Origin of the sequence: Allobrachymonas wangyanguii, assembly GCF_045055315.1 — a bacterium.
Taxonomy (GTDB): Bacteria; Pseudomonadota; Gammaproteobacteria; order Burkholderiales; family Burkholderiaceae_C; genus Brachymonas; species Brachymonas wangyanguii.
Genome location: NZ_CP173677.1, coordinates 2,310,133 through 2,322,009 on the forward strand (window position 1 = coordinate 2,310,133; position 11,877 = coordinate 2,322,009).

General features: G+C 65.3%; 11 protein-coding genes. 6 read left to right on the forward strand and 5 right to left on the reverse strand.

All coding sequences use genetic code 11. The features are described from left to right. Positions 1-24: 24 nt before the first annotated feature. From ACI3EV_RS11115 to ruvC, 6 genes are all read left to right on the forward strand, one after another. Complete coding sequence (locus tag ACI3EV_RS11115; RefSeq protein ID WP_337691827.1) at positions 25-1,956, forward strand: peptidase M61; 1,932 nt, start codon at positions 25-27, stop codon at positions 1,954-1,956. Further along, a complete protein-coding gene (locus ACI3EV_RS11120; protein WP_337691826.1) occupies positions 1,947-2,588 on the forward strand; it encodes a YqiA/YcfP family alpha/beta fold hydrolase in 642 nt (213 codons plus the stop codon). Before ACI3EV_RS11115 ends, ACI3EV_RS11120 begins: the two co-directional genes overlap by 10 nt. Before the next feature lie 41 nt (positions 2,589-2,629). Beyond that, the gene (locus tag ACI3EV_RS11125; protein ID WP_337691825.1) at positions 2,630-4,693 is read left to right on the forward strand and encodes a ribonuclease catalytic domain-containing protein; all 2,064 of its coding nucleotides are present in this window, start codon (positions 2,630-2,632) and stop codon (positions 4,691-4,693) included. Between the two features lie 91 nt (positions 4,694-4,784). Next, positions 4,785-5,669 (forward strand): shikimate dehydrogenase, encoded by an 885-nt coding sequence (aroE, locus tag ACI3EV_RS11130; RefSeq protein ID WP_337691824.1) that lies wholly within the window; start codon positions 4,785-4,787, stop codon positions 5,667-5,669. Beyond that, entirely contained in the window at positions 5,666-6,514 is an 849-nt protein-coding gene (locus ACI3EV_RS11135) for a transglycosylase domain-containing protein (RefSeq protein WP_337691823.1), read from the forward strand. The genes aroE and ACI3EV_RS11135 overlap by 4 nt, the downstream gene beginning before the upstream one ends. A 7-nt stretch (positions 6,515-6,521) precedes the next feature. After that, positions 6,522-7,097 (forward strand): crossover junction endodeoxyribonuclease RuvC, encoded by a 576-nt coding sequence (gene ruvC / locus ACI3EV_RS11140; protein ID WP_337691870.1) that lies wholly within the window; start codon positions 6,522-6,524, stop codon positions 7,095-7,097. Between the two features lie 19 nt (positions 7,098-7,116). Here the strand turns inward: ruvC and ACI3EV_RS11145 are convergent, their stop codons facing one another. From ACI3EV_RS11145 to ACI3EV_RS11165, 5 genes are all read right to left on the reverse strand, one after another. Next, entirely contained in the window at positions 7,117-7,290 is a 174-nt protein-coding gene (locus ACI3EV_RS11145) for a hypothetical protein (RefSeq protein ID WP_329769641.1), read from the reverse strand. 29 nt (positions 7,291-7,319) lie between these two features. After that, positions 7,320-8,243 (reverse strand): UDP-3-O-acyl-N-acetylglucosamine deacetylase, encoded by a 924-nt coding sequence (gene lpxC, locus ACI3EV_RS11150; protein ID WP_329769643.1) that lies wholly within the window; start codon positions 8,241-8,243, stop codon positions 7,320-7,322. A 257-nt stretch (positions 8,244-8,500) separates the two neighbouring features. Further along, positions 8,501-9,733, reverse strand: coding sequence for a cell division protein FtsZ (ftsZ, locus tag ACI3EV_RS11155; protein ID WP_329769645.1), 1,233 nt, complete (start codon positions 9,731-9,733; stop codon positions 8,501-8,503). Positions 9,734-9,835: 102 nt separating this feature from the next. Then, positions 9,836-11,068: a cell division protein FtsA gene (gene ftsA, locus ACI3EV_RS11160; RefSeq protein WP_329769647.1), complete on the reverse strand. Its 1,233-nt coding sequence runs from the start codon at positions 11,066-11,068 to the stop codon at positions 9,836-9,838. Between the two features lie 2 nt (positions 11,069-11,070). Then, positions 11,071-11,871: a cell division protein FtsQ/DivIB gene (locus ACI3EV_RS11165; RefSeq protein WP_329769648.1), complete on the reverse strand. Its 801-nt coding sequence runs from the start codon at positions 11,869-11,871 to the stop codon at positions 11,071-11,073. Between the last annotated feature and the right edge of the window lie 6 nt (positions 11,872-11,877).

Here is an 11,877-nt window from a genome sequence, read left to right on the forward strand (position 1 = left end):
GCCCTGCTGCGCTATGCTTGCCGCATGGCCAAGAAAAAATCCTCCGCTTCTGCAGCGACCCCGGTACAGGCAAGTCCTGCAGCCGCCCCCATCAGCTACCAGGTATCGGCAGCCGATCCGCATCAACACCTGTTCCAGGTCCAGATGGTGGTACAGCAACCCGCTGCCCAGCAGGAACTGATGCTGCCGGTCTGGATTCCGGGCAGCTACCTGATCCGCGAATTTGCGCGTCACCTGCAACAGCTGCGCGCCAGCCAGGACGGCAAGCCCTGCCGCGTGGTGCAACTGGACAAGCACCGCTGGGTGGTGGAATGCTGCGCCGGCAAGCCGCTGACGGTCAGCTACCAGGTCTACGCCCACGACAACTCGGTGCGCACGGCCTGGCTCGATGCCGACCGTGGCTTCTTCAACCCGACCAGCCTGTGCCTGCAGGCCAAGGGCCGCGGCAGGGTGCCGCATGCGATCACGGTGGCATCGCCCAATCCGGCCTGGCGGCTGGCGACCGGACTGGATCCGGTACAGGTCGATACCCAGGGCTTTGGCCGCTACCTCGCCCCCGATTACGATACGCTGGCCGACAGCCCGTTCGAACTGGGCGATTTCTGGGACGCCAGCTTCACGCTGTATGGTGTATCGCACCGCTTCGTCGTGGCGACACCGCCTCCCGGTTTTGACGGCGAACGCCTGCTGGCTGACACCGAGCGCATCTGCAAGACCCAGATGCAGTTCTGGCACGGCAGCAAGCCCAAGGGCAAGCTGCCGTTCACACGCTATGTGTTCATGCTCAACGCCGTGGACGACAGCTATGGCGGCCTGGAGCACCTCAACAGCACCGCACTCATCGCCAGCCGAAAGCACCTGCCGCGCCACGGCGCCGATACCGGCGAGGACTACATCACGCTGCTCGGCCTGATCAGCCACGAATATTTCCACACCTGGAACGTGAAGCGCCTGCGTCCGGCCAGCCTCACGCCGTATGACTACAGCCGCGAGAACTACACCAGCCTGCTCTGGTTCTTCGAGGGCTTTACCAGCTACTACGACGACCTGCTGCTGCTGCGCGCCGGCTGTATCGAAACGGCTGACTACCTGCGCCTGCTGACCAAGGCGATCGAGCAGGTGCGCGGCACGCCGGGCCGGCTGCAGCAAAGCGTGGCGCAATCCAGCTTCGAGGCCTGGACCAAGTACTACCGCCCCGATGCCAACACCGCCAATGCCACTGTCAGCTATTACACCAAGGGCGCGCTGGTTGGCCTGTGCCTGGATCTGACGCTGCGCCAGGAAGGCCAGACCACGCTCGATGCCGTGATGCGCGCGCTCTACCAGCGCTGCTTTGCCGAGGTCGCTGACGAGCAGGAGCGCGGCCTGCGCGAGAAGGATGTGCTGCAGGTGCTGGAACAGCTGGCTGGCCGCAGCTTCGCGCCCGAGATCAAGGCCTGGGCGCATGGCCGTGGCGAACTGCCGCTGGAAGAATTGCTGAACGCGCATCAGGTGCAGGTCGAGCGCAGCCCGGCCAGCCTGGATCGCCAATGGGGCCTGCGCTGCAAGGAAGGCAGCAGCATCCAGGTGCAATCGGTCTGGCGCGATGGCGCGGCGGAACAGGCCGGCCTGGCCGCAGGTGACGAATGGCTCGGCATCCGCCTGCCGGCGACCGATGGCGCCGGCCAGCATGCGGCCTGGCGCGTCGGCAGCCTGCAGGAAGTGCACAACTACCTGCCGGCCAAGGCCAAGGGCAAGACCGCACCGGGCTGCATCGCCATCGTGGCGCGTGACAAGCGCCTGCTGGAGCTGCCGTTCACGCTGCCCAGGGAGCCGATGGAGCAATGGAAGCTGGTCGAGGCCAGGGCAGAGCATCAGCCGGACGAGCCGTCGAAAAAGAAAAATGGCAAGAAGAGCGGCAAGGCTGACAAGCCAGCCAAGGCCGTCAGGCTAACCGGAGAGTGGCCATGGCACTGAACGCCCCCAGCCACCTGCTCTACCTGCACGGTTTCCGCTCCTCGCCGCAATCGGCCAAGGCGCGTTTCGTCGCCGACTGGATGCAGCAGCACCAGCCCGGTGTCGTCTGGTGCTGCCCGCAGCTGCCGCCCTCGCCGGCGGAGGCGATCGCGCTGCTGCAGCAGCTGACGCAGCACTGGCCACAGGCCGGCAGCACCGTGATCGGCTCGTCACTCGGTGGCTTTTATGCGGCACACATGGCGGCAGCGCGCGGCTGGCGCAGCGTGCTGTTGAATCCGGCCGTGCATCCGGCACGCGATCTGGCCCGCTATATCGGCGACAACACCGCCTGGCATGACCCGTCCGAGCACTTCTATTTCCAGGAAGCCTATATCGACGAACTGCGCGGTATCGAGCAGCAGACGCTGGCGCTGGAAGCCGAACGGCAGGCCAACGCCACGCTGGCACCGGCGTTTGCGCTGATCTGCGAAGGCGACGAAGTGCTGGACTGGCATGAAATGACGGCGCGCCACGCGCGGGCGCAGCAGCGTGTGCTGCCGGGCAATGACCATGCGATCAGCGACTTTCCGCAGCACTGGCCGGAGCTGGCGGATTTCCTGCAACTGGGTGCTGCGCAAGGTCAGCCCGCATAAAACTCCCGCCGGGCGGGCAAACATGGGAAAATAGCCCGCTTATGTTTGCCATGTTTGAAGAGTCCGGAAAGTATCTGGCCGGACGCATCCTTTCCCAGGCGGAAGCCTCCTCCCAGATCGAACTCGATTCCGGCAAGCGCGTCAAGGTCAAGCAGGCCCACATCGTACTCACGTTTGACAAGCCGACGCCAGCCGAACTGCTGGCGCAAGCCCAGAGCCTGAGCGCCGATATCGACGTGCAACTGCTGTGGGAATTCGCTCCCGAAGACGAATTCAGTTTCCGCGAGGTCGCCTGCGACTATTTCCAGGATCCTGCTTCCACCGTGGAGCAGGCTGCCACGCTGCTGGCGATTTTCAACGCGCCGCACTATTTCCGCCGCGCCGGTGGCCCCAAGGGCCGCTTCAGGAAAGCGCCGGAGGAAATCGTGCAGCAGGCGCTGCTGGCGATCGAGAAAAAGCGCCAGATCCAGCTGCAGATCGATGCCTGGGCCGCCGAGCTGGTGGCCGGCAGCTGCCCGCAGCCGGTGCGCGAGCAGCTCTACCGCATCCTGTTCAAGCCGGACAAGAATGGTCCCGAGTACAAGGCCGTAGTGCAGGCCGCGCGCGATGCCAAATTGGCACCGCTGGAGCTGCTGCAGCGCGCCGGCGCCATCGACTCGCCCTACCAGTTCCACTGGCAGCGCTTCCTGTTCGAATTCTTCCCGCGCGGCACCGAGTTTCCGCCGCTGCAGCCGGTGCAGATCGACGACAGCGAGCTGCCGCTGGCCGAGGTGCAGGCCTATTCGATTGACGATTCCAGCACCACCGAGATTGACGATGCCTTGTCCGTGACCGGCCTGGGCAGTGGCAAGGTGACGCTGGGCGTGCATATTGCCGCACCCGGCCTGGCCGTGCAGCCCGGCGACGCCATCGACAAGGTGGCACGCGAGCGCCAGTCCACCGTCTACATGCCCGGCTACAAGATCACCATGCTGCCGGGTGATGTGGTCGAACACTACACGCTGGGTGCCGGCCAGCCGCGCCCGGCGCTGTCCTTTTACGCCACCTTCGACGAAAAGACGCTGGAGCTGCAGGACACGCGCAGCGCGGTCGAACGCGTGCCGATCGCGCACAACCTGCGCCTTGACGTGCTGGACCCGATCGTCACGCCGCAGTGGCTGGACGACCCAGCCGGCAGCACCGACATGGCCGAGCTGCAGGCGCTGCGCCCCGAACTGGTGTTCCTGTGGAAGCTGGCGCAACAGCTCAAGGCACGCCGCGAAGTGATCCGCGGCAAGCCCGATGTGCAGACCCGCCCGGACTACAACTTCCGCTTGATCCGCGATGAGGCACTGAAGTATGCGCCGCCGGATGGCAGCGAAACCGTGGTGATTGAGCAGCGCCAGCGTGGCGCACCGCTGGACCTGATCGTCGCCGAAGCAGCGATCCTGGTGAACCACCACTGGGGCCAGCTGCTGGCCACCGGCGGCGTTCCCGGCATCTACCGCAGCCAGGCGGCGCTGGCGCCCGGCGTCAAGGTGCGCATGGGCACCAAGGCGATCCAGCACGCCGGCCTCGGCGTGCCCTGCTATGCCTGGAGCACCTCGCCGCTGCGCCGCTATGTCGACCTGGTGAACCAGTGGCAGTTGATTGCTGCCATCCGCCATGGCGCCGCTGCGGCACTGGTGGCGCCGTTCAAGCCCAAGGATGCCGAGCTGTTCGGCATCATCTCGGCGTTTGAAGGCGCGCATGCCGGCTACCAGGCCTACCAGCGCAACATGGAGCGCTTCTGGACGCTGCAGCATATCCAGCGCCACGGCATCACCGAGCTGACCTGCAGCGTGATCAAGGAAGGCGTGGTGCGCGCCAATGACCTGCCGCTGGTGATCGACGTGATCGGCACCGACGCCATGCCGCGCAACGCACAGGTGCGCGTCAAGCTCGGCACGGTGAACCTGATGTCACTGGACGTGACCGGTGTCGTCACCACGCGTCTGGGCGACAGCCCGCAAGCCAGCCTGAGCGATGACGGCAACGAGGATGACGAGGACGATCTGGCCGCCGGTCCGCTGGCGATTGCGGTCGACGTGAACGAGGCCGACGCGCCGGAGGCTGCCGTCTCCTGATACGGGCACAGCGCCGGCCCCGGCCTACAATGGCTGGCAGGCGCTGTCCCGGCGCCCCTGTTTCCTGTAGGTTCTTGTCGAGTCCATGCCGATGTCTGCCTCTCCCGCTTCCGTCGACCGCTATGCCGTGATCGGCCACCCGGTCAGCCACAGCCGTTCTCCCTGGATCCACACCCGCTTTGCCGACATGACTGGCCAGGCGCTGGTCTACACCGCCATCGATAGTCCGGAAGACGACTTTGCCGGTACGCTGCAACGCCTGCAGCAAGACGGCTTTGCCGGCGCCAACGTGACGGTGCCGTTCAAGCTGGAGGCGTTTGCGCTGGCACACAGCCGCAGCACGCGTGCCACGCTGGCCGGTGCCGCCAACACCCTGATCTGGCAGCGCCACGGCGACCAGCTGCAGCTGCATGCCGACAACACCGATGGCATCGGCCTGGTGCGCGATATCGTGCACAACGCCGGCGTGCCGCTGACCGGCCAGCACATCTTGCTGCTCGGTGCCGGTGGCGCGTCCGCCGGCGTGCTCGGCGTACTGCTGGAGGAGCGCCCGGCCTCCATCACCATCGCCAACCGCAGCATCGCCAAGGCCGAGGCGCTGGCCGCTTCGCACGCCGACTGGGCCGCACAGCATGGCAGCACGCTGCAGGCGATCAGCCTGGAGCAGGTGCTGGCCGATGCCGCCCTGCCGCAGGCCTTTGACGTGGTCATCAACGGCACCTCCAGCAGCCTGTCGGGCAAGCCGCTGCTGCTGCCGGCGCTGCATCTGGCACCGCATGCACTGGTCTACGACATGATGTACGGCCCGGCCGCCCGCCCGTTCCTGCAGCACGCCGCCAGCCTGGGCGCACAGACGCGCGACGGCCTCGGCATGCTGGTGGAACAGGCTGCCGAAGCCTTCCGCCTGTGGCGCGGCGTGCAGCCGGCCACTGCCCCCCTGCTGGCCAGCCTGCGCCAGGAGGTCGATGCCGCATGAAGCGCCTGCTGCAGCTGCTCAGCTGGATCGTGCTGGCAGGCCTGCTGCTGCAGCTGTTCTTTGTCGCGCGCGTGTTGCTGATGCGCGTGGTCGACCCGCAATCGACCAGCTTCCAGCGTGCCGAAATGGCGCGCCTGGTATCCCAGGGTGAATTCGGCTGGCGCCAGCAATGGGTGCCCTACGAGCAGATTTCCGATCACCTGAAGCGCGCCGTGATCGCCTCCGAAGACAGCGATTTCGTCAACCACGGTGGCGTCGAGTGGGAAGCGATCCAGGCCGCTCGGACGCGCAATGCGGCGGCCGAAGCGCGTGCCCAGGCACAGGTCAAGCGCGCCGAAGAGCAGATGGCGCGCGCCCAGCAACGGGCCCAGCAGCGCATCGAGCGTCTGGAAAAACAGGGCAGGCCAGTGGATGACAAGCTGCGCGCCGTCGCCGAAGGCACGGCTTCCTCACCCGCCGACCGGGTACGGCCGCCCAAAATCCGCGGCGGCTCCACCATCAGCCAGCAGCTGGCCAAGAACCTGCTGCTATCAAGCGAGCGCACGTTGCTGCGCAAGGGCCAGGAGCTGCTGCTGACGCAGTACCTGGAGCTGTTCCTGGACAAGCGTCGCATTCTCGAGATCTACCTGAACAACGTGGAGTTTGGTTCCGGCATTTTTGGCGCCGAAGCCGCCGCACAGCACTATTACGGCAAGCCGGCCAGCAAGCTCAGCGCACTGGAGGCGGCGCGCCTGGCCGTCATGCTGCCGCGCCCGCGCTATTACGAGCAGAACTTCCGCTCCGGCTACCTGGGCAGCCGCGCCAGCACGATTGCCGCGCGCGCGCGCGGCGTGGCCCTGCCCTGACATGGCGATCCGCATTTTGGGCATTGATCCCGGCCTGCGCACCACCGGCTTCGGCGTGATCGAGGCCGAGGGCCTGCAGCTCAACTATGTCGCCAGCGGCACCATCCGCACCGTCAGCCGCAAGATCGAGCAGCAGGACGAGCTGCCGCACAAGGGCGACCTGCCGGCACGCATCAAGCTGTTATGCGAAGGCATCAACGAGGTGATCGAGACCTATCGGCCCGATGTCGCTTCGCTGGAAATCGTGTTCGTCAACGTCAACCCGCAGGCCACGCTGCTGTTGGGACAGGCGCGCGGCGCCTGCTTGGCCACGCTGGTGGGTCGCCAGCTGCCAGTAGCCGAATATACCGCGCTGCAGATGAAGAAGGCGGTGGCCGGTCATGGCCGCGCCAGCAAGGCGCAGATCCAGGAAATGGCGCGCCGCCTGCTCAACCTGAATGGCCTGCCCGGCACCGATGCCGCCGACGCGCTCGGCCTGGCGATCACGCACGCGCACGCGCGCGGCACCATGCTGCAGCTGGCCAAGGCCACGCCGCTGCAGCGCAAGGCGCATGCGTTGTACAAGGGAGGGCGCAGTTACTGAGGCCGCGCCAGAGCGCGCTTCAGATACGCTGGAACACCAGCACGGCAAAGAACACGCACAGCACCACGATGGTCCAGCTGAACAGCCGGATGCTCTGGCGCTTGTAGCGTTCATTGCGCGTGAACAGGTAGAGCACCATAGTGCCGCCGCTGAGCAGCAGCATCAGGAAAAACAGGACGCGGACAATCGCCATGGCTCAGGACTGCGGACAAGCGCCGCTGCTTACCACTGCATGGCGAGTTCGCCGAAGCCCTTGGGCGCGGCACGCTCGCTGTCAAAGCTGACGATGTCGTAGGCATCGGGCTGGCTGAGCAGCTCGCGCAGCAGCACGTTGTTCATCGCATGGCCGGAACGGTAGGCGCTGTAGGCCGCCAGCAGCGGGTGGCCGATCAGGTACAGGTCGCCCATGGCGTCCAGGATCTTGTGCTTGGCGAATTCATCGTCGTAACGCAGGCCGTCGGCGTTGAGCACGCGGTAGTCGTCCATCACGATGGCGTTGTCCAGGCTGCCGCCCAGCGCCAGACCGTGCGAACGCATCATTTCCACATCCTTGGTAAAGCCGAAAGTGCGGGCGCGCGCGATGTCACGCGTGTAGACACCGGAAGACATGTCAAATTCGACGCTCTGGCCGGTGGAATCGACTGCCGGGTGGGCAAAGTCGATCTGGAAACGCAGCTTGAAGCCGTGGTAGGGCTCGAGGCGGGCCCACTTGCCCTTCTCGCCCTCGCCTTCACGCACCTCGACCGGGCGCGTGACGCGGATGAATTTCTTGGGTGCGCGCTGCTTCACGATACCTGCACTCTGCAGCAGGTAGACGAAGGAGGACGCGGAACCGTCGAGGATCGGTACTTCCTCGGCAGTGATGTCGATATACAGGTTGTCGATGCCCAGGCCAGCGCAGGCGGACATCAGGTGCTCCACCGTATGCACTTTCACATCGCCATTGGAGATGGTCGAGGCCAGGCGGGTATCGGTCACGGATTCGGCCGAAATCGGGATATCTACCGGATTCGGCAGATCCACGCGGCGAAACACGATGCCGGTATCAACGGCAGCGGGACGCAGGGTGAGCTCGACACGCTGACCGCCATGCAGGCCTACGCCTACTGCCTTGGTCAGGGTCTTGATGGTTCTCTGTTCTAGCATGTCCCCATTGTAGAAGCGCCAGGCTTCTGCCGTGTTTGAAGTTGTTTATGGTCTGGATAGCTTCCCTGCCAACTGGGCGGAACCGGACTGCCAGACTGGCGCAGATGCGCTGCAGGCGGTGCGTGTTGCGCACGTACGGACAGGCAGCCGTACGCGCGCAACCAAGCAGGAGTCGTCACGTCATCGCTGTCTGCAGGCAGACAGGGTCAGACGTTCTGGCCGAGGGGTTCAGGCCCCGGCCGGTCAATGCTCGCAGATCAGTCTGCCTGCTTGCGCAGGAAGGCCGGAATCTCGAAATCGTCCATGCCGCTGGAAGCCAGCTTGTCGACGCGTTCGGCCGCATGGGTGCGGTCCACGCCACGGCTGCTGCCCCACACGCTGGCACCCATGCCACCGGACGGCGCCACGCCGCTCATGGTCGGCATCGCAGCGGCTTGCGGCATGCTGTTGGTGTTGACGTACACCGGCATGTCATCAGTACCTGTACGGTTGCTGATGACCTGCATCGGCACATTCTGGCGCTGCGCCTGCTGGCGGCTCAGGCCAGTGGCAACCACGGTCACGCGCAGGTCGTCGCCCATGTTCTGGTCGTAGGCGGTACCGTAGATCACGTGGGCGTCCGGGGAAGCGTAGGCACGGATGGTGTTCATGGCCAGCTGCGATTCCTTCAGCTTCAGGCTGCCCTGGGCTGCGGTGATCAGCACCAGCACGCCCTTGGCGCCGGACAGGTCGATGCCTTCCAGCAGCGGGCAGGCCACGGCCTGCTCGGCAGCGATGCGGGCACGGTCCGGGCCGCTGGCGGTGGCGGTACCCATCATGGCCTTGCCGGGCTCGCCCATCACGGTCTTCACGTCCTCGAAGTCGACGTTCACATGGCCGGGCACGTTGATGATTTCAGCGATACCGCCGACAGCGTTCTTCAGCACGTCGTTGGCATGGGCAAAGGCCTCTTCCTGGGTCACGTCATCGCCCAGCACTTCCTGCAGCTTCTCGTTCAGCACCACGATCAGGGAATCGACGTTGGCTTCCAGTTCGGACACGCCGGAATCGGCGTTGGTCATGCGGCGGCCACCTTCCCACTCGAAGGGCTTGGTCACCACGCCCACGGTCAGGATGCCCATTTCGCGTGCCACACGGGCAATCACGGGCGCTGCACCAGTACCGGTACCGCCGCCCATGCCGGCCGTCAGGAACAGCATGTGAGAGCCTTCGATGGCAGAGCGGATCTCCTCGACCGCGACTTCGGCGCAATCACGGCCCTTCTCGGGCTTGCTGCCAGCGCCCAGGCCGGTCGTGCCGAGCTGGATCACGCGGTGTGCCGAGCTGCGGGCCAGTGCCTGGCCGTCGGTGTTGGCGCAGATGAATTCCACGCCCTGCACGCCGCTCTCGATCATGTGTTGCACGGCGTTGCCGCCGCCGCCACCCACGCCCATCACCTTGATCTGGGTGCCTGCGTGGAACTCTTCGGTTTCGATCATTTCGATGCCCATCTGTACTCTCCTTGCTTGAGTAAAAAATACCTTGGTTTGCCTGTGGTGACGTTTAGAGCCTGTCGGGGCTTGCCTTGCGGCGAATCAAATCGGCGTGCTGCATCAGAAGTTCCTCACGATCAGATCCTTGATGCGGCCGAACACGCCCTTCATGGACGCGTCCTTCTTGCGGATATTGGTGTGCTCGCGCAGCTGCGACATGCGCATGTCCTCGAGCATGCCCATGACGACAGCGGCACGCGGCTGCGACACCATGTCGGCCAGCGCGCCACGGTAGCCCGGCGTGCCTACGCGTACCGGCTTGAGGAAGATGTCCTCGCCCAGCTCGACCATGCCCGGCATCACGGCGCTGCCGCCGGTCAGCACCACGCCGGACGACACCAGGTGTTCAAAGCCGGAGCCCTGCACTTCCTTCTGCACCAGCGAAAAAATCTCTTCCACGCGCGGCTCGATCACGCCGGCCAACACCTGCTTGCTCAGCAAGCGCGGCGGGCGGCCACTCAGGCCGGCGACTTCGATATGCGTTTCCGGATCGGCCATCAGCTGCTTGGCGCAGCCGTTCTGCAGCTTGATGTCTTCCGCGTCTTCGGTCGGCGTGCGCAGCGCCATGGCGATATCGCTGGTGATCAGCTCGCCAGCCACCGGCAGCACCGCCGTGTGGCGGATCGTGCCGCCGGCAAACACGGCGATGTCGGTGGTGCCGGCGCCAATGTCGACCAGCACCACGCCCAGCTCGCGCTCGTCCTCGGTCAGCACCGACAGGCTGGCCGCCAGCGGGTTCACCATCAGCTGGCCCACTTCCAGGCCGCAGCGACGCACGCATTTCAGGATGTTCTCGGCCGCGCTATGGGCGCAGGTGACGATGTGCACCTTGGACTCCAGGCGGATGCCGCTCATACCGATCGGTTCCTTCACCTCCTGGCCGTCGATGACGAATTCCTGCGGTTCGATCTGCAGCAGGCGCTGGTCGGTGCTGATGTTGATCGCACGCGCCGTTTCCAGCACCTTGGCGACATCGGTCGGGCTGACTTCGCGATCACGCACCGCCACCATGCCCACCGAATTGCGGCCACGGATATGGCTGCCGGTGATACCGGTGGTGACGTGGGTGATCTTGCAGGCCGCCATCATTTCGGCCTCGCGCACCGCCTGCTGGATGCTCTGCACGCAGCCTTCGATGTTGACCACCACGCCGCGCTTCATGCCGTTGCTGGGCGCAACGCCCATGCCCAGCACCTTGAGCGTGGCGTCAGGCTGCACCTCGGCCACCACCGCCATGATCTTGCTGGTGCCGATATCCAACCCTACGACGAGATCCTTGTATTCTTTTGCCATGTTCATGTCTTCTTGCTAGGTGTGGCATCTACCGTGGTGATGCCCTTGAGCCGGATCGCGTAGCCCGTCTTGTAGCGCAGGTCCGCATACTGCAGATCGGCGAAGCTGCGGCCATACTGGGCCGCGACCTGGTCGATCGTCTGGATGAACTGCTGGATGCGCGTGGCCAGTTCCTGTTCGGTGCCGCTGCCCAGGTTGATCGTGGTGCTGCGGTTCAGGACCAGCGTCCAGTTGCCGCGCGGCTCCAGCGTCAGCCCGGTGATATGCGATTGCACCGGCGCAAACAGCGGCTCCAGCCGGCCATACATCAGCAGCACCTGTGGCGACAGCTCGTCCGGGCCATGCAGCTCGGGCATGTCCTGGGCCACTGCCTCGTCCGGGCTGGCATCGAACACTTCGCCGTAGCGGTCCACCAGGCGGTAGCCCTGCTCCTGGCTGCCCCACAGCGCCACTTCCTGGTGTTCTTCCAGGTGCACGCTCAGGCGGCTCGGGAATTCGCGGCGCACCACGGCACGGCGCACCCAGGGCTGCTCCTGGAACAGCTCACGTACCTGTTCCAGATTGACCGAGAAGAAATTGCCCTGCAGCTGCGGCACCACCTGGTTGCGCAGCACATAGACCGAGCTGTGCGCGGTCTGCCCGGTCACGCTGATGCCGGACAGCGCAAACATCGGCAACCGGGCGAACCACCACAGCAGGGTCGCCACCGCGGCGAGCAGCACCAGGCCGAACAGCAGCGAGGCGGCTGCGTTCATCAGCTTGATGTTGGTCATCGAGATGGCGGGGGCTTGCTGGGCGTTCATGCGCTA

Bases quoted from the DNA above. Each gene is read 5' to 3' on its own strand.
- ftsZ (WP_329769645.1), bottom strand. From the start codon at position 9,733: ATGGGCATCGAAATGATCGAAACCGAAGAGTTCCACGCAGGCACCCAG.
- ACI3EV_RS11115 (WP_337691827.1), top strand. From the start codon at position 25: ATGGCCAAGAAAAAATCCTCCGCTTCTGCAGCGACCCCGGTACAGGCA.
- aroE (WP_337691824.1), top strand. From the start codon at position 4,785: ATGTCTGCCTCTCCCGCTTCCGTCGACCGCTATGCCGTGATCGGCCAC.
- ACI3EV_RS11120 (WP_337691826.1), top strand. From the start codon at position 1,947: ATGGCACTGAACGCCCCCAGCCACCTGCTCTACCTGCACGGTTTCCGC.
- ACI3EV_RS11145 (WP_329769641.1), bottom strand. From the start codon at position 7,290: ATGGCGATTGTCCGCGTCCTGTTTTTCCTGATGCTGCTGCTCAGCGGC.
- lpxC (WP_329769643.1), bottom strand. From the start codon at position 8,243: ATGCTAGAACAGAGAACCATCAAGACCCTGACCAAGGCAGTAGGCGTA.
- ACI3EV_RS11125 (WP_337691825.1), top strand. From the start codon at position 2,630: ATGTTTGCCATGTTTGAAGAGTCCGGAAAGTATCTGGCCGGACGCATC.
- ftsA (WP_329769647.1), bottom strand. From the start codon at position 11,068: ATGGCAAAAGAATACAAGGATCTCGTCGTAGGGTTGGATATCGGCACC.
- ACI3EV_RS11165 (WP_329769648.1), bottom strand. From the start codon at position 11,871: ATGAACGCCCAGCAAGCCCCCGCCATCTCGATGACCAACATCAAGCTG.
- ACI3EV_RS11135 (WP_337691823.1), top strand. From the start codon at position 5,666: ATGAAGCGCCTGCTGCAGCTGCTCAGCTGGATCGTGCTGGCAGGCCTG.